At 70.2% G+C, this 17,109-nt stretch carries 13 protein-coding genes; 1 reads left to right on the top strand and 12 read right to left on the bottom strand.

Translation table 11 applies throughout. From position 1 onward, the window contains the following. Positions 1 to 27: 27 nt before the first annotated feature. From ACRX5W_RS25135 to ACRX5W_RS25175, 9 genes are all read right to left on the bottom strand, one after another. Positions 28 to 1,200 carry an N-acetylmuramoyl-L-alanine amidase gene (locus tag ACRX5W_RS25135; RefSeq protein WP_436790572.1) on the bottom strand — a complete coding sequence of 391 codons (1,173 nt, stop codon included), beginning with the start codon at positions 1,198 to 1,200 and terminating at the stop codon, positions 28 to 30. Positions 1,201 to 1,404: 204 nt separating this feature from the next. Next, a complete protein-coding gene (gene trxA, locus ACRX5W_RS25140; protein WP_436790573.1) occupies positions 1,405 to 1,731 on the bottom strand; it encodes a thioredoxin in 327 nt (108 codons plus the stop codon). A gap of 65 nt (positions 1,732 to 1,796) precedes the next feature. Beyond that, complete coding sequence (trxB, locus tag ACRX5W_RS25145; RefSeq protein ID WP_436790682.1) at positions 1,797 to 2,750, bottom strand: thioredoxin-disulfide reductase; 954 nt, start codon at positions 2,748 to 2,750, stop codon at positions 1,797 to 1,799. Between the two features lie 152 nt (positions 2,751 to 2,902). Further along, positions 2,903 to 4,030 carry a hypothetical protein gene (locus tag ACRX5W_RS25150; protein WP_436790574.1) on the bottom strand — a complete coding sequence of 376 codons (1,128 nt, stop codon included), beginning with the start codon at positions 4,028 to 4,030 and terminating at the stop codon, positions 2,903 to 2,905. Further along, a complete protein-coding gene (gene sigM / locus ACRX5W_RS25155; protein WP_436790575.1) occupies positions 4,027 to 4,668 on the bottom strand; it encodes an RNA polymerase sigma factor SigM in 642 nt (213 codons plus the stop codon). Before sigM ends, ACRX5W_RS25150 begins: the two co-directional genes overlap by 4 nt. A 68-nt stretch (positions 4,669 to 4,736) precedes the next feature. After that, a complete protein-coding gene (locus ACRX5W_RS25160) occupies positions 4,737 to 6,728 on the bottom strand; it encodes a serine/threonine protein kinase (protein ID WP_436790576.1) in 1,992 nt (663 codons plus the stop codon). A 318-nt stretch (positions 6,729 to 7,046) separates the two neighbouring features. Continuing rightward, entirely contained in the window at positions 7,047 to 9,704 is a 2,658-nt protein-coding gene (gene murJ, locus ACRX5W_RS25165) for a murein biosynthesis integral membrane protein MurJ (RefSeq protein WP_436790577.1), read from the bottom strand. Positions 9,705 to 9,835: 131 nt separating this feature from the next. After that, complete coding sequence (locus tag ACRX5W_RS25170) at positions 9,836 to 12,217, bottom strand: DUF6049 family protein (RefSeq protein ID WP_436790578.1); 2,382 nt, start codon at positions 12,215 to 12,217, stop codon at positions 9,836 to 9,838. Continuing rightward, positions 12,214 to 12,675 (bottom strand): NUDIX hydrolase, encoded by a 462-nt coding sequence (locus ACRX5W_RS25175; RefSeq protein WP_436790579.1) that lies wholly within the window; start codon positions 12,673 to 12,675, stop codon positions 12,214 to 12,216. The genes ACRX5W_RS25170 and ACRX5W_RS25175 overlap by 4 nt, the downstream gene beginning before the upstream one ends. Before the next feature lie 162 nt (positions 12,676 to 12,837). On the opposite strand from ACRX5W_RS25175, the gene ACRX5W_RS25180 reads away from it, so the two are divergent. Beyond that, the gene (locus ACRX5W_RS25180) at positions 12,838 to 14,274 is read left to right on the top strand and encodes a CCA tRNA nucleotidyltransferase (RefSeq protein ID WP_436790683.1); all 1,437 of its coding nucleotides are present in this window, start codon (positions 12,838 to 12,840) and stop codon (positions 14,272 to 14,274) included. Between the two features lie 98 nt (positions 14,275 to 14,372). On the opposite strand, the gene ACRX5W_RS25185 is transcribed toward ACRX5W_RS25180, so the two are convergent. From ACRX5W_RS25185 to ACRX5W_RS25195, 3 genes are all read right to left on the bottom strand, one after another. Beyond that, a complete protein-coding gene (locus tag ACRX5W_RS25185; RefSeq protein ID WP_436790580.1) occupies positions 14,373 to 14,948 on the bottom strand; it encodes an LppU/SCO3897 family protein in 576 nt (191 codons plus the stop codon). Positions 14,949 to 15,049: 101 nt separating this feature from the next. Further along, the gene (locus tag ACRX5W_RS25190; RefSeq protein ID WP_436790581.1) at positions 15,050 to 15,517 is read right to left on the bottom strand and encodes a hypothetical protein; all 468 of its coding nucleotides are present in this window, start codon (positions 15,515 to 15,517) and stop codon (positions 15,050 to 15,052) included. Positions 15,518 to 15,672: 155 nt separating this feature from the next. After that, positions 15,673 to 17,022, bottom strand: a complete 1,350-nt coding sequence (locus tag ACRX5W_RS25195; protein ID WP_436790582.1) for an MFS transporter — start codon at positions 17,020 to 17,022, stop codon at positions 15,673 to 15,675. Between the last annotated feature and the right edge of the window lie 87 nt (positions 17,023 to 17,109).

Genomic DNA, 17,109 nt, shown 5'->3' on the forward strand with positions numbered 1-17,109 from the left:
CCCGTCCCCTGTCGTGTCGGAGCTGTGTCAGATGAACGCCGGAAGGCGGAGCATCCCCGTCGGCTGGTCCTGCTCGGGTGGCAGGTACAGGCGCTGGAGCGCGACGACGATCGACTCCGCAGCCATGTCGCGGAACGAGGCCGTGGTCAGCAGTGCGGCGTCCTCCGGGCTCGTGAGGTAGCCGAGCTCGACGCGGACGGCCGGCATGCGCGTGCTGCGCAGCAGCGGCCAGGCCTTGCCGTGGGTGTGGCAGTCGACCATGCCGGTACGGGCGACCAGCTCGCGCTGCACGAGCCCCGCGAAGCGCTGCCCCGTCGGCGAGCGCAGGCCGTATCGGTCGCTGCCTCCACCGCTGCCGTAATAGAACGTCGCGACTCCCCGAGCCTGGGGATTCGCGTTGCGGTCGGCGTGCAGCGAGATGACCAGGTCGGCGTTCGTCTCGTTGGCGAACGCCGCGCGCTGCTCCTCGGTGACGACGCCGTCGCCGTCGAGTCCGCGCGTGAGGTACGCCTGGACACCGAGTGCGGACAGCCGTCCTTCGAGCCGCCGTGCGAGGTCCCATACGACCTCGGCCTCGCTGAGCCCGTGCGCCACGACGCCGGGGTCCGTTCCGCCGTGACCCGGGTCGACCACCACAACCTTGCCCGACAGCGCGGGGCCGGAGCGGTGGATCAGCTCGGACTCGCGCATCGCGTGCGGATGACCGCCGACCACGGTCCGGGCGAGGCGGTCGAGTGCACGGAAGGTCGCGGGGCCGCAGGTGCCGTCGGCCGCCAGACCGTAGTTGCGCTGGAAGTCGCGCAGCGCGCGCTCGGTCTTGGCACCGAGGATGCCGTCGACGCGACCGCAGTCGAAACCCATGTCGAGCAGCCGGCGCTGCAAGGTGGCGACGTCGTCGCCGATCATCGCGTGGCTCACCGAGTAGCCGAGCACGCGGTCGCCGAGTCGCCAGCGCGCCTCGTCGAGCTGGCGGTAGGTCTCGACACCGACCACGCCGTCGACGGTCAGCGCCCGCTGCTGTTGGAAGTGGCGTACCGCGCGGTCCACCGCGTCGTCGAAGACCGCGTCGTCGGTGCGGCCGTCGATGCCCTGATCCGCCCGGGCGTCTGCGGAGAGCAGGCCGAGCTGGGTCAGTTTGGCGCGGATCTCGGCGACGGCAGGTCCGGTGTCTCCGCGCCGGTACAGCCGCTGCAAGGTCATGAAACGAAATCCTCCCCGAGAGTGACGCGACACACGATCGTACGCGCACGGGAGCGCAGGCAAGCCGGACGCGAACGACCGGGGAACGGTCGCCGCCCGGGTTGTTCGTTATGCCCGAGGCCGCTTTCCCCCGGCCTCAACACGCAGAGAAGGCGTTCCCCGGTTCCGGGGGACGCCTTCTCTGTTTCATGCGCCGGACGCCGCTCAGATGAAGTCGGCGAGCTCCTTCAGCAGCAAGGACTTCGGCTTGGCACCGACGATGGTCTTGACGATCTCGCCGCCCTTGTAGACGTGCAGCGTCGGGATCGACATGACGCCGTAGCGGGTCGTGATCTCGGGGTTCTCGTCGATGTTCAGCTTCGCGATCTCCAGCTTGTCGCCGTGCTCCGCGGCGATCTGCTCCAGTGCGGGAGCGATCTGGCGGCACGGACCGCACCACTCGGCCCAGAAGTCGACGAGCACCGGCTTGTCGTTCTGCAGGACCTCGTCGTCGAAGCTCTTGTCGGTGGTCTTGAAGATGCCCCTGGCCATGAGCGGCTCCTTGGTGTCTCGGGCGGGCGCGGGATGGGAGTGGGACGAAGAGACGCGACCGCCGGTCAGGCGGCGACTTCCTCGTGGTGCTTGAGGTCTTCGAGGTACCGCTCGGCGTCGAGGGCGGCGGCGCAGCCGCTGCCGGCCGCGGTGATGGCCTGGCGGTAGATGTGGTCGACGACGTCGCCGCAGGCGAAGACGCCGGTCAGGTTGGTGTGCTGGGTCGGGTGGGTGACCTTGACGTAGCCCTCCTCGTCCAGCTCGATCTGGTCCCCCAGCAGCTCGGTCCGCGGCTCGTGGCCGATCGCGATGAACAGGCCCGTGACGTCGAGGTCGCGCAGTTCGCCGGTGACGGTGTCGCGCAGCTTGACGCCGGACAGCTTGCCGTCGCCGATGATCTCGGCGACCTCGCTGTTCCACGCGAACTTGATCTTCTCGTTCGCGAACGCACGGTCCTGCATGATCTTGGAGGCGCGCAGTTCCTCGCGGCGGTGGATCACGGTGACGGTCTCCGCGAAGCGGGACAGGAACGTGGCCTCCTCGATCGCGGAGTCGCCGCCGCCCACGACCGCGATGTGCTGGTTCCGGAAGAAGAACCCGTCGCACGTCGCGCACCAGGACACGCCGTGGCCCGACAGCTCCTTCTCGTTCGGCAGACCGAGCTCGCGGTACGCCGAACCGGTCGCCAGGATCACGGCCTTCGCGCGGTGCACGTTCCCCGAGCCGTCCTTGACGACCTTGACGTCGCCCTCCAGCTCGGCCTCGACGATGTCGTCGGCGACCAGCTCGGCGCCGAACCGCTCGGCCTGCTTGCGGAGGTTGTCCATCAGGTCGGGGCCCATGATGCCCTCGGGCCAGCCGGGGAAGTTCTCCACCTCGGTGGTGTTCATCAGCGCACCGCCGGCGGTGACCGCGCCTTCGAAGACCAGCGGGTTCAGGTCGGCACGCGCGGCGTACACGGCGGCCGTGTACCCGGCCGGACCGGAACCGATGATGATCACGTTGCGGACGTCGCTCACGCTGGGTCCCATCCCTGCTTCTCGTCGAGCCGCCCGGTCGGGCGGCTATGCCGGTGGTTGCGGAGCCACCCCCGCGGGCGGGTTGCGGCACTGTCCGCAGAACCGATCCTAGGCGCGTGTAATTCCCGCCCCGACCACCGCCGCGTCGGGGCTCAGCGCAGGGGCACGGTGGCGCTGTAGAGCAGGGCCGCCGGACCTGGCGCCGAACCCGCCGGGGGCGCCGCAGGCGCGGCCGTTCCAGGCGACCGCGTCGGCGCCTCGTAGGAGGACGCGCCGCCGGGGGATGTCTCGTGTTGGGGCGATGTGGACGCGGGCTCGGCGCAGGCGGCGTCGACGATCGCCACCCGTGCGACGTCCCCGGACGGCTGGGAGACGAGGACGTACACGACCTTGCCCTCGAAGCGCGCGCGTTCGGCTGCGGAGAGCGTGCCGAGGTCGGGGACGGCAGCGGAGACACAGCTCGGCACCTCGGCCGGGCGCGTCCGCGCCGAGTCGCTGCTCTCGCTGGTCGCGGCGTCGGAACCGGCGGTCCCCGAGCCTGTGGTATCGGAGGCAGCGGCCTGGCGCGTGACCAGTGCGTCGACGCGCTCCGCCACGTTCGCCCGGGTGTACTCGGGCAGGGACGCCATACTCGGTGCCCTGGTGCCGGCCGCCGAGGGAGCTGCGGCGCCGTGCCCCTGGTCGGAGGGCGCCTCGGCGCGCGGAGCGCTCGCGTTCTGTTCGGCGCCGGCGCTGCTGTCGGAGGACCTGCTCCCGTCGAAGCCCCCGCTCACCCCGACGCCGATCACCACCGCCGCCACTGCGGCGGCAGCCAGCAGCCAGCCCGTCGCGCGGCGGGAGCGGCGTGCGGACGCGAGATGCACCACCGGTGCGTCCTGCGGTTGTTCGGGTACGGCCGGCGGCCTGGGCGGCGGTAGTGAGCCAAGGTCGGGCGTGGGCCGGAGCGGGGTGACGGCGGCCATCGGAATGCCGGGCGTCTCCGGGGACGCGCTCGCGCCGGAGTCGGCTGCGCTGCCCTCGTCGTCTGCGCGGGCGGCCTCCGCGATCGCCGCCTGGATGCCCGCGAACACGTCGTCGGGCATCGGTTCGGCGGGCTGCGCGCCCAGCAGTTCGCGGACCTCGACGAGCGCGTCGCGGGTCTCGCGGCAGTCCGCGCATACTGCGACGTGCGTTTCGGCCTCGTCGGCGGCCTCGGTGTCGAGGAGGCCTTCGACCAGGTCGGAGAGGATGTCGACATCGACATGCCCGTCGGGGCCGAGCACGTGGTTCCGAGGGGTCATCGCGTCACACCTCCGTCCTGGTGCGTGCTTCCGTTTTCCGCCGGTCTGACGGGTGGCCCGGTGACCTGGTTCCCTTCGCGCAGGTGGCGCACGAGCGGCAGCAGGCGGGCACGCCCACGGGCGCACCGGCTCTTGATGGTTCCCGGCGCGACGTCGAGCACCTTGGCGGCCTCGTCGACGGGATAACCCTCCATGTCGACCAACACCAGGGCGGCCCGTTGTTCGGCCGGCAGCTTCGCCAGCGCGGCGAGCAGCACCGCACGCGTCTCGCCGCGCACCGCTGGGTCCTCGCCGGCAGGGGCGGGGATGCGTTGGTCGAGATCGTCGGGCAGCGGCACCGCCGGCCGCGCGGCCTTGCGGCGGGCGCGGTCCAGACACGCGTTCACCACGATGCGGTGCAGCCACGTCGTGACGGCCGAGCGGCCCTCGAAACGACCGGCCGCCCGGTAGGCGGACACCAGCGCGTCCTGGAGCGCGTCGGCGGCTTCCTCACGGTCCCCGAGGGTCCGCAGCGCGACGGCCCACAGCCGGTCGCGGTGACGCCGTATCAACTCCCCGAAGGCGTGCGGGTCTCCGGATGCGTGCAGGGCGAGCAGTTCCGCGTCGGCGACGTCGGCGTACGCGGACTCGGCGCTCATGCTCACCCCCGGGGGTCAGGTTTCCGGGGGTCATCCTGGCACGCGAGCGACCAGCGCCGTCGGCTGGATCACCCGGTGAAGCGGATCTCGTTGATGCCGTTTTTGAGACCCGCCTGGCTGAACTCGTCCGCGGACTGCTGGGGCAGTTCGGTGAACCAGATCAGCACGTAACGCGTTTTGACCGGTTCTGTAAGGCTGACTTGGACCTCTGTGCCGGGCCCGCTGTGCGCGGTGGCCACTGTCCGGAAGGCGTCCTGGCCACCCCTGGACACGTCAGGTTGGGACGTCACGTTTTCGGGAGCAACGCGCAGTTCGAAGGTGGTTCCGGAACCGCCGAACCTCAGGTCGACGCTGACCGACCTGAGATCCATCGGTTGCCCGAGGTCGTAGACGATGCCGAGCCCAGGCTTGAGTTGCTGGAGACGAGCGTCGCGGTACGACAGGGTTCGCCACCCGGTCGACGGGTTTCCGTCGTACGTGGACCGAACGCCGTCAAGATCCTGGCCGCTGCCGTAGGGATCAAATTCGTAGGCCCCCTTGACGGCCACAGGTTTCGGCTCGGCCGCCGGCTGCTGCGGTGACGAAGACGGGCTGTCCTGGCTGCTCGCGCTTGGGGGCGGTGTGGGAGAGGGCGTGTCATCCTTGTCGCTGCTCACGTGCTTCGCGATCTGCCACGTCGTCAGGATCACGGCGACCAGCACGATCACCGACACGGTCACCTTGACGACCCGGCCGAAGCCGCCGCCGAGGGCCGGAGGCGGCGTCGGTGCGGCGACCGGCCGGTAGGCCGTGGGCGGGCGGGGGCCCGAGCCGCCCTTGTCCAGCATCGCCGCCGGGGTGTACTCGTCGTCGAAGTCCGCACCCGCCGCACTGACCGGAACGGTCGGCTCGGGAGGCATCACGGGAGGTATCGCCGCGAGCGCGGCGACGACGTCCTCCGGTGTCTCGAAGGGTGGTTGGTTCTTGTAGTCGTAGCCGAGCGCGCGCATTGCGACCGCTTCGAGCGGCCCGTGGACGTGGGCCTTCACCTGGCCGGGCGTGCACAAGCGCGTGCCGGTGCGCGGGGCCTCGGGCAGGCCGAACGCCCGGCCGTCGGGCCACCGGCGGGCCAGGCAGGCGTACAGCAGCGAGCCGATGGCGCGGGTGTCGTCACGAGCCGCGTCGGTGGTGTGGTGGCCGTAGAGGGCGGCCTCGACGGCCAGGCCGACGATTTTGTACTGGCCCGTGTGCATGCGCAGGACGTTCTCGGGGTCCAGCCGCAGGTGCGACAGCCCGGCGCGGTGGGCGACGGACATGGCGTCGGCGACCGACCGGGCCATTTCGTACGCCTCGTGCGGCGGCAGCGGGTTGACGGCCAGCAGCGACGCGAGGTTGTCGGCGTCCGGCAGCCATTCCTTGACGACGTAGACGAGGCCGTCTTCCTCCGCGGTGTCGAGCACGTGCACGAACCTCGGGTCGCCTACCAACGCCGCAGCGCGAGCCGCGGCCGTGACGCCGCGGGCGTATTCGCTGCCGGCCGCCACGATGTGGATGCCCACCGCGCGGCGCAGCTTTTCGTCGACGGCCCGCCAGGTGACGCTCTTGCCGCCCGAACTCAGCTTGTCCTCAAGGCGGTAGCGGCCCGCGAAGCGGGTGCCTCGGGCGACGTCGGTGACGCCGCGAGTGGCGACGGGTGGTTCGGCCTGAGCGGATTCGCTTGCGGCGTCGGCGAGTTGAGAGGAATGTCCGGTCGGAACCGGGGAACTCGCGGATTTCGGAGGGGTCGTGGCGGCCGAGGGTTCGGAGGCAACTTCATCGGAGGGTTCCGCTTTTGCCTCCGCATGGGGGGAGGTGTCGGTCTTTTCCGGTGCCGCCACTGCGACTTCGGCGTCGGCGGTCTCGGTGTCGGCTGCCTCGGCCGTGACTTCCGGCGCTTCGATGTCGTTCTCGTCCGTAGCGTCTGCTTCGGTGTTCTCGCCCGTCTCGACGGCTTCGACGTTCCCGGCGGGGTCGACGGGCCTGGCGGTCTCGGCGGTTCGACCGGAGTCGACGGTGGTGGAGCCGGAAGGTCCGTCCGCCATTTGGACGGATCCTGCGGTTCGGTCCGTCACCGTATTCTCACCCTCCTCGTTGCCCCGCCCCATCGTACGAGCGAGACGGTGCGGTCCCTAGCCCGCCTCTTGCACATACGACTTCTGCGACGGGCAGCAGGTTGCCCCCGGTATGTCCGGCGAACCGTCTGTCGTCCCGGGCTCTACTACCCTGAAAGGCCCCGGGACACCGTCTTCTATGCCCCATCGTGATCCAACGGCCGGGTTTCCGCTCGCCGGGCGCCGATGGGATGTTGTGGTGAACACCTATCGTCTCATCCGACGCAGGACGAGCGCGCAAGGTTTCGATCAGCGTCCGAGCCTTCCCTTCACCATTCCGGTCATTGCCGACAGCTCTTCGATCCGCATGCGACTCGCGGCGATCAGGAACACCACTGCCATCGCTACGAGTCCGGCCAGCACCGCGGCGAGCGAGCCGCCGAACGCGCTGCCCAGCGCGTTGGTGCAGAACCGCGCCACGGCGAAGGCCGCGACACCGCCGATCGCCGCCGCGATGATCAGGCGCGTGTACGTCCGCATCACGCGGCGTCCGTCGAGGTCGCCGATCCGTGCCTTGAGCCTGCGCGCGGCGAGCATCACGCCGACGAGGTAGGCCGCTCCGTACGCACCGGCCATGCCGACACCCGCCCACTTGGTCGGCAGCGCGAGGTACGCCAGCCCGGACAGCGCCGCCGTCGTCGCGGCCACCCAGACGGTGTTGAGGAACGGCGTCCGTGTGTCCTCGTACGCGTAGAACCCGCGCAGCAGCACGTATTGGGCGGAGAACGGGATGAGGCCGAGCCCGAGCGCCATCAGCATGTAGCCGATCCAGTGGGCGCTGTTCTCGCCGGTCGGCGCGAAGATGAGGCCGCCGATGTCGCGTCCCAGCGCGACGAAGACGACCGCGCACGGCACGATTGCGACGGCCGACATGCGCAGGCCGGCCGAGATGTCGTCGCGCACCGAAGTGGTGTCGTCGTCCGCCGCGGCACGCGACATGCGCGGCAGCATCGCGGCCATGACCGACACGGTGATGACCGCCTGCGGGAACTGCCAGACCAGGAGCGCGTTGGTGTAGGCCGAGAAGCCGACACCCCACGTGATGCCCTCGGTCTGCGCGTCGCTGTCGATCGCGTTGGCGAGCTGCGTGGTGACCAGGTAGCCGAGCTGGTTCGCGAGCACGAACAGGAAGGTCCACTTGGCGAGTCCGGCCGCCTTGCCGAGGCCGTGGCCGCGCCAGTCGAAGCGCGGGCGGAAGTGGAAGCGCGCGGCCCGCAGGTAGGGGACCATAGCGAGCGACTGCACGATCATCCCGAGCAGCGTGCCCACGCCGAGCAGCCGTGCTTCTTGTTCGGTGATGCGGGCGGCTGTCATGCCGCTGCTGTGCTGCGTGCCCGCGGCCCAGATGTAGAGGCCGAACGTCGCGATGATGACGAGGTTGTTGAGGACCGGCGTCCACATCATCGGCCCGTAGCGCTCACGGGCGTTGAGGATCTGACCGAACATCACGTGCAGGCCCATGAAGAAGATGATGGGCAGGCAGTAACGCGCGAAGGTCGTGGCGAGTTCGAACTCCGCTTCCTGTTCCGCGAGGGAGTTCGCGAGAATCCGGATCAGCCACGGGGCCGCCACGACCGCGACCGCGGTCAGCGCGAGCAGGATCACCATCACGAGGGTCAGCAGGCGGTTCGCGTACGCCTCGCCGCCGTCGTCGTCGTTGCGCATGGCGCGCACGAGCTGCGGCACGAACACCGCGTTGAGCGCGCCGCCGCCGACGAGGATGTACAGCAGCGTCGGCATGGTGTTCGCGACGTTGTACGTGTTCGCGAAGACCGCGGTGCCCAGCGCCGCGGCGATGACGAGGCTGCGGACGAAGCCGGTGATGCGCGAGATGATCGTGCCCGACGCCATGAGGGCGCTGGACCGCATCATCCCGGAGAGCTTGCCGCCCTTCTTGCCGCCGACCGGGATGCCGGCCATGCGCTCTTCGGCGCCGCTGCCGGGCAGCCGGTAGACGGGCGACTGGGAGGGGCCGGGCAGGGGCGCGGCATCGGGTTCGAGCAGGCCGACCGAACTCGCGGCGGCCTCGGCTTCGGCCTCGGCGCGCTGGCGGCTTTCGTAGCGCTGGTAGGCCTCGGTGTAGGTCGGCATGCCGATCTCGCCGGTGAGGCCGAGGTGGATGCCGGTGAGCGTCTGGTCCATGAGCCAGCCGCCGGGACGGTCGTAGTCGCCCCAGCCGCCGCCCGCGCCGTAGCCTCCTCCGGAGCGCGATCCGGAGGAGGGCGGGGCGGGGGCCTGGGGCTCCGGCGCCGGGGCCTGTTGGTCCCGGGGCGGCTCATAGTGGCCCTGGTAGTTGCCCTGGCCGCCGCCGTAGCCGCCTTGGTCGGGGGACTGGTAGGCGTCCTGGTAGGGCTGTTGTTCCTGATGCTGCGGAGGGACCTGCGCGCCGTATTGCTGGGCCTGGGCGCCGTAGGCGTCGTCGGAGTAGCCCTGCGACGAGCCGTAGCCCGGCTGCTGTCCGTCGTGGCCGCTGTAGCCGCCTTGTCCGTAGGCGGCGTCGTAGGGCTGTTGCCCGTAACCCTGGCCCGGTCCGCCGCCGTACGCCTGCCCGCTGTCGTAACCCGGCTGTCCGTAGCCCTGGCCGGGACCGGACCCGGGCGGTTGCGGTGGGGGCGAGAAGGCCTCGTCGAGGCCGCCGCCCGCGCCGTCGTCGTCGCGGAACCATGCGCCGCCGTCGCCCTGCGAGGACTGCGGAACGTGCAAGGGCCCGGGTTGCGCGGGTGGCGGGTACGGAGCGTATTCCTGCGCGGGATCCGAGTACTGGTGACCGTATTGTCCCGGCTGCCCCAAGTAGGGGTCGGCGGCGTGGGGTTCGTCCTGATAAGGCGTCACATATGACCCGTGCCCTTCGCCCGGGTCGTCCGTGCCGCCGTGGTACGGCTGTCGCTCGTCGCTCCGGTCGTTCATGCGGGCAGGTCCTCGTCTTCCGCTTCAGGTCGTTTGGTCGGCTCCAGTCCCCACTTTCTCATCCGGGGCACGCCGCGGCGTGCCCCGACGCCCAGTGTCCGCTGACATATAGACAAGAGGCGCAAATACGGTCAAGCCGGTGCGTGGTGGTCCTCCGGCCGATCCCGACTCCCCTGCCGCTTGGTTCCCCCCTCGCTGTTTTCGCCCGCTCCCGTACCGTTCCCGAACGGCCCAGGAGCATCATCGCCGCCGGTCTCCGTGCCCTCGCCGGACCCGTCCTCCCCCGCCGCCGCGGCACCGCGCCTGCGCAGGTAGGCCCGGAGCGAGAACAGCGCGAGCAAACCCGCGATGACTCCAATGATGCCCAAGGTGATGCCGTCAATGCTGGTGGTGTTGACATAGAAAGTCTGCGTGGGCCCGAACGGCCGGTCGTCACGCGGGGTGAGAATACGCACGTCGACGATGACCTTGCCGTTGGCGGCCGACTTCGCGTCGATCGGGATGGCCGACGTGTGCCCGGCCGGGATCGTGCGCACCTCTTCCGCCGTCAGCTCCAGCCGGTTCGGCTGCCGCGACTCCACACCCAGCTTGATCGTGATCGCCTGTTGCAGGCCGTTGATGATGGTCACGGGCACCTGGCCCGTCTCGCCCGACAGCGTCACGCTGGTCTTCGGAGCGATCCGGACCAGTTGCTGCAACACCCGGAGACTTCGCGTCACGTCCAGCCGATACGCGTCGGCGTCCCTCGTGTCGCCGCGCCACGAGGTCGAGAGCGTCCGCAGAACCGCCGGGTCGTACGGGTCGGTGATGCGCTCGGGCTTGCTGAGGATCCCCGCGAACACCTCGACGGACCCCTGGAGTTGGGGGACCGACTTGAGGTAGCGCTCGGACGGCTCGGTGCGCCGAAGCTCCGGCGGGTAGACCTTCATCGTGCGGTCCTCGCCCGCCGCGGTCTGGCCCAGGGCGTCCAGCGACACCATCTCGTACCAGCCGTCGGCACCCGCCGCGGCCTGGAGGGCACCGGCCACCGCCTGCGCGAGACCGGCGTCGGCCGTGCGCGGCAAGGCGATCAACAGCGAGCGCTGGAGCTGCGGTTGCTCCATTGCGATGGTGAACAGCTCGGCGATGAGGGCCTGTTGGATCTCCAGGCGACGGTTCGGATCGTTCATGCCGCCCGCGAGCAGCGTGTCGATGCGGTGGTCGGTCACCAAAGCACTTGTCGTGTCGGTGAGTTGCAGGCGCGTCGACGAGGTGTACGTCAGGTGCGGGTCACGCGGCTGGAGGCTCGACCCGGAAGCGACAACCAGCGAGGCGCCGTTCGCCTTCGCGGTGTCCAGCACCGGGTTGTCCACCGCGCCCACGACCGGCCACGCCACATCCGAGCGCACCGGCTGATTCGGCAGCACCCGCTGCACCGTCGTCCGACCGAGCGCGGTGGCCTTGGCCAGCTCCGCGGTCAGCTCCGTCTTCAGCGGCCCGGCGGCGTGTGCGATCGCGGCCAGGTCGGCGTCGGCGTAAGGCAGCGCGACGACGGTCTCGCCCGCCACCGCCCGGCGCAACTGGTCCAACCACGCGGCCGCCGTCGGACCGCCGGTGCCCTGCTCGGTCTCCTCCTCGGTCCGCGGTGCCGCGTTGGCGGTCTCCGTGTCGGACTTCTCACCGTCGGAGTTCTCGCCGTCGCTCTCCTCGGCGGCCTCGGCCTCCGCGTCGGCCGCCGCTTCGGCGGCCTGGGCGTCGGGAGACTGCGGCGGAGCGACGCGGTAGCCGCCGGCCATCTCGCCGGCGGTGTCCAGCAGATCGGGGTCGACCACCCACGTCACCTCGGGAACCGTCGCCCCGATGTCGACGAGGGCGTCGAGCCGCCCGCCGTCCGCCAGTTCGGAAGCCAGCCCGTCGTTGAGGAACACCGGCGTCTGTGAGTCGTCGCCGAGCGTCGTCCCGTCGCGGCGCGGCTGGTCGATCAGCGGCCACAGCACGCCGATACGGGACTTGGCCGCCTTGGGGGCCTTCGCGGGAATCCACGGCACCAACAGACGCGAGCTCGCGACCCGCGAACCGCCGTCCACCGCATCGATGTTGAACGCGTAGACGCCCGCCGTGCCGTCGCTCAGGCCGAGTTCGTCCGCCGGCACCGTCAACTCGCGCGACTCGCGCTGGCCGGCCCGGACCGCCGGAATCCGCACGGTCGCCTCGTCCGCGGTGACCGGACGGGTTCCGGCGCCGTCCTCGGACAGCTCGGTGCGCACGGTCATCTCGTTCACGCCGACCCGCATCTGCACCGTGACGTCGTCGAGGTCGCGGGAGGTGTTGTTGACGATGTCGACGCCGAGCTTCAGGACCGAATCCGGCCGCAGCACCGGCGTCGAGACGGACCGCACCACCACCTCGACGGCAGGGGTGTCCGCCGCCTCCGCCGGCCGCGACACCGCGGCGGTGACCAGGGCCGCCGCCAGCATCAGAAGCAGCAGCACAATGCCGCCCGCGCTTCTGGCATGCCCGCGTACACCGGTCACGCGGTGTCCGCCAACAGTTGCGGCACGCGCACCGCGAGCCTGCGCTCGTCCGGGTACGCGAGCCTTGCCGACAGCGCGCCCAAGGGAACCCACGCGACCGCCTCGACCTCGATGTCGTCGTCGGACAGATCCCCGCCGGCCGCCTCCATCAGGTAATGATGGACGGTCTTGTGGACGCGGCGGTCGGGGGCGGTGAACCAGTAGTCGATGACGCCGAGCGGGGCGAGGACACGGCCCACGATGCCGGTCTCCTCCTCCACCTCGCGCAGCGCCGCGTCGACCGCGCTCTCACCGTTTTCGATGTGCCCTTTCGGCAGAGACCACAGCAGCCGGCCGCGGCGATCGCGACGCGCGATCAGTGCGGCCCGCAGCGTGCCCCGGTCCACGACGAGGCCGCCGGCCGAGCGTTCCTCGACCGCCTTGAGCCTCCGCCGTGGCGGGGGGGTCTCGGAGGGCATCCTGAAATCCTAGTGCGCCACGCCGCCGCCATGGGCGGCAAGATCGCCCCCTCCCGAACCCGAGTGCGATAAAGGTGACGATCCGCGCGCGGCGTCCCCGTACCCTTGTACGTCGTGCCCCACGCGAAGAACACACCGCACCCCGCCGCGACGGACTCGCCCATGCCGGCGACACAGTCGGACCGTCTCACCCTCGTCCAGCGCCGCGCGGTCACCGAACTGCTGCGCGTCGCCCCGGTCGCGGACGACCTCGCGCGCAGGTTCGAGGCCGCCGGGCACCGCCTGGCCCTCGTGGGTGGCTCGGTGCGCGACGCACTCCTCGGCCGACTCGGCAACGACCTGGACTTCACCACCGACGCCCGCCCCGAGCAGATCCTCGCGATCGTGCGCCCCTGGGCCGAGGCCGTCTGGGAGGTCGGCATCGCCTTCGGCACCATCGGCTGCCGCAAGCAGGACTTCCAGATCGAGATCACGACCTACCGCTCCGAGGCGTACGACCGCACGTCGCGCAAACCGGAGGTCAGCTACGGCGACTCGATCGAAGACGACCTCGTGCGCCGCGACTTCACGGTCAACGCCATGGCCGTCGATCTGCCGGGGGTCACATTCGTCGACCCGTACGGCGGCCTCGAAGACCTGGCCCAGCGCGTCCTGCGCACCCCCGGCACACCCGAGGCGTCGTTCGGCGACGACCCGCTGCGCATGATGCGCGCCGCCCGCTTCGCCGCCCAACTCGACTTCGAGGTCGCACCCGACGTCGTCGCGGCGATGACCGCGATGGCCGACCGGATCGACATCGTCTCCGCCGAGCGCGTGCGCGACGAGTTCAACAAGCTCGTGTGCTCACCGCACCCGCGCAAGGGCCTCCTGCTGCTCGTCGAAACCGGCATCGCCGCCCGCATCCTTCCGGAACTCCCGCTGCTGCGCCTGGAGTTGGACGAGCACCACCGGCACAAGGACGTGTACGAGCACACGCTCACCGTCCTCGAACAGGCCATGGCCCTCGAAGAACCGGGCGAACCCGACCTCGTGCTGCGCCTGGCGGCCCTGCTGCACGACATCGGCAAACCGCGCACGCGCCGCTTCGAGGAGGACGGCCGGGTCTCGTTCCACCACCACGAGGTCGTCGGCGCGCACATGACCAGGAAGCGCATGAAGGCGCTCAAGTACCCGAAGGACGTCACCGACGACGTGACGCGCCTGGTCGAACTGCACCTGCGTTTTCACGGCTACGGCACCGGCGAATGGACCGACTCGGCAGTGCGCCGCTACGTGCGCGACGCCGGACCGCTGCTCGACAGGCTGCACAAGCTGACGCGCTCGGACTGCACCACACGCAACCGCCGCCGCGCCGCGGCGCTGGCACGGGCGTACGACTCGCTGGAAGAGCGCATCGCGCGGCTTCAGGAGCAGGAGGAACTGGACGCGATCCGTCCGGACCTGGACGGCAACGAGATCATGCGCGTGCTCGACGTGCCGCCGGGGCCGCTGGTGGGGCGGGCTTACCGCCACCTGCTGGAACTGCGGCTGGAGAACGGGCCGATGGATTACGAGGCGGCGGTGGAAGAGCTGCGGAAGTGGTGGGCGGAGCAGGAGTGAGGCCGACAGAGGGCTGAAGGCCACCTGAGAGTTCGAAACATGACGAAAGGCCCGCCGACTCATCGGGCGGGCCTTTCGTCATGTCGGTGTAGTGCGGACTACTGGAGACCGGGCACGCCTGCCGCAGCGAGCTGCTGGCGGTACTCGTCGAGTTCTTCCTGCGAGGTTATGCCGATTTTTGATGCCTGCTCAACGGTGGTGTTTTTGGTGAAGGTGAAGCACAGCACACCCTTGCCGGCACCTGACCAGTAGAAGGCGCCTACGGAGCCCTTGGCGAGGAGCTCCTCGGTTTCGCACTTTGAGGTGCTGGAAGTATCGGTGAACTTCTCGATGACGCGGAAGGCGGCCGACGGCTTGTCGCAGCTCACCGTCTTGATGTCGTCGGCGTCCGCTGAACTGGTCAGGCAGTCGCCGACCTCCGCCTTGGTGGCGTCGTCCTTGTTACCGACGAAATACGCGATCGCGGCGATCGCGATGACCACGACCGGCACGCCGATTCGCAGCCACTTCAGCCACGGCCGACGCTGCTGCTGCGGCGGCTGGACCGGCGGGCCCGCGTAGAAGTTGGGCTGCTGCGGCTGGCCGCCGTACGGCTGCTGTGGGGGGACCTGGCCGTACGGCTGCTGGGGTTGCTGGCCGGGACCTTGCGGTCCGCCGGCGAAAGGATTCGACACGGGGTGGGCTCCGTCGGATTGCCTAAAGGGGGGACATCAAGCCTCGGAAACCCTAGAGGTTGGTGCCGACAGCGCGCACGTGAGTTCCGGCAGGATGCATGTCACGCGATCTGCATCGCGCACAAAAGGTCCTTGCGACCTGCGTTGTCGATGAGAAGCGGAATATTCGCCCCGGCCACCGAATTGCACTGGCCGTAGTCGAGTGTGTCGGTGAAGATCTCCATGATCTGGTACTTCGCCTCGGATGTGTCGCATTCGGCGATATTCGGTTTGTTTCCCGACAGATCGTTCAGGCAGACACCCTCAACCAGCGTGCGCTCGTCCTCGCCGTCGAGGTACAAAAACGCGCCAACTCCGAGTACAGCCAGGAGCAGTGCCGTCAGGCCCAGCACCACCGGGCTGAGCAGCACGCTGCGCTCGGGCTCGCCGCGGTGTCGGTTCCGCTCGGCGGGTGGCGGCGGATCGGCCGGCGTGGGGCCGGCGGCGGAGCCGTGCGGCGGTGTGGAGTCCGACCACGCGGGCACGTAGGGGGTCCGGTCCGGATCGGACGTGCTCGGGTGGTTTGTCATCTTCGTCTCCGAATCGGCGGCATGCGGCAAAGGCGAGACTGAGCGAGCGATCGCTGGGGCAGCGTAAATGCCCGGGTCGCCTTATGGCACTACTTGGTGGTAAGTCGATCTTTGAGATCGCCCACATGAGCCGCCGGAGCGGAGAATTGGCGCCCTTATTCCACTGGATTACCGGATTGGCCGAATTTCCCGAGTTGGGGTGATTCGGCGTCATGGCCGACCGGCCGCGGCGGGTGCCTGCGTACCGCCGCCGCGTAGCCGAGACCGGTGGCCGCGTATCCCGCCGCCACCGCGCACAGCACCGCGATCGAGCGGCCGTCGGCCGGCAGCGCGGCGGCCGACGCCGCGGCGGCGCCGACGAACGAGACGTTGAACAGCACGTCGTACACCGAGAAGACGCGGCCTCGGAAGGCGTCGTCGACGGTGGTCTGCACGATGGTGTCCACACCGATCTTGGCGCCCTGCGACACGAGGCCGAGGAGGAAGCCGGCGACGAGCAGGGGACCGAGGGCGAACGTCAGGCCGAGCCCCACCTGCGTGACCGCGCCCGCCAGCGCGCACACCACGATCCAGCCCGGCACACCGATGCGCGGCGTGATGACCGGGGTGAGGACCGCGGCGGCGAGGAAACCCACGGCCGTCACGCCGACGATGAGGCCGAATGTCGCCATGCCGGCGTCGGTGTCTGCCGGGTCGTTGAACCGGTTCCGGGACAGCAGCAGCGTCATGACCGTCAGGACGCCGAAGCAGAACCGCATCACCGTGATCGCGGCCAGCGCGTGGGCGGGGGCGCGCTGCTCCCATACGTGCGCGGCGCCGTCGCGCAGACCGCGGGCGACACCGAACACCGCTTCGCGCACGCCGGCCACCAGCCGGTCCGGGTCCGGGCCCAGCAGGCCGACCGCCATCGTCGCGGCGACCGCGGCCGACCCGAGGTATCCGGCGCCGGAGATGAGGATCACCAGCGCGGTCGCGCCGGGGCCCTCCTCGACGAACAGGTGGACGACGAAGGCCGCAAGAGCGCCGGCCGAGGCCGCGATGGTCCCGGCGGTGGGCGACACGGCGTTCGCCACCACGAGCCGCTCTTCCGGCACGACGCGCGGCAGCGACGCCGACAGTCCGGCCAGCACGAACCGGTTGACCGACAGCACCAGGAGACACGCGGTGAAGAACACCGGGTCGGGGACGCCGAGAAGGACCAGCGCGGCGGTGACCGACACCAGGGCCGCGCGCAGCACGTTGCACCAGACCAGCACCTGCCGCCGCCGCCAGCGGTCCAGCAGGACTCCGGTGAAGGGCCCCACGAGCGAGTACGGCAGCAGCAGCACCGCGAACGCCGCCGCCACGTCGCCGGCCGAGGTCTGCTTCTCCGGCGAGAAGAACACATGACCGGCCAGCGCGACCTGGAAGATCCCATCCGACAACTGGGAGGTCAGCCGCGTGGCGAACAGCCGTCGGAAGTCGCGCAGCCGCAGCAGGGAGGCGAGATCACGCAGGAGGGCCACGCAGGCAAACGTACCGGGGCGGCAGGGGGGCGTTCGTCCGATGTGCCCCGTGAACGCCGGTGGGGGGGGGGCGCGGAGGGGGGGGGG

The organism is Yinghuangia sp. YIM S10712 (genome assembly GCF_051388935.1).
In the GTDB taxonomy this organism is placed as follows: Bacteria; Actinomycetota; Actinomycetes; order Streptomycetales; family Streptomycetaceae; genus Yinghuangia.

Coding starts and splice junctions, on each gene's coding strand:
- ACRX5W_RS25160 (WP_436790576.1), bottom strand. CDS start 6,728: ATGGCGGACGGACCTTCCGGCTCCACCACCGTCGACTCCGGTCGAACC.
- ACRX5W_RS25175 (WP_436790579.1), bottom strand. CDS start 12,675: ATGCCCTCCGAGACCCCCCCGCCACGGCGGAGGCTCAAGGCGGTCGAG.
- ACRX5W_RS25180 (WP_436790683.1), top strand. CDS start 12,838: ATGCCGGCGACACAGTCGGACCGTCTCACCCTCGTCCAGCGCCGCGCG.
- murJ (WP_436790577.1), bottom strand. CDS start 9,704: ATGAACGACCGGAGCGACGAGCGACAGCCGTACCACGGCGGCACGGAC.
- trxA (WP_436790573.1), bottom strand. CDS start 1,731: ATGGCCAGGGGCATCTTCAAGACCACCGACAAGAGCTTCGACGACGAG.
- ACRX5W_RS25190 (WP_436790581.1), bottom strand. CDS start 15,517: ATGACAAACCACCCGAGCACGTCCGATCCGGACCGGACCCCCTACGTG.
- ACRX5W_RS25135 (WP_436790572.1), bottom strand. CDS start 1,200: ATGACCTTGCAGCGGCTGTACCGGCGCGGAGACACCGGACCTGCCGTC.
- ACRX5W_RS25150 (WP_436790574.1), bottom strand. CDS start 4,030: ATGACCCCTCGGAACCACGTGCTCGGCCCCGACGGGCATGTCGATGTC.
- sigM (WP_436790575.1), bottom strand. CDS start 4,668: ATGAGCGCCGAGTCCGCGTACGCCGACGTCGCCGACGCGGAACTGCTC.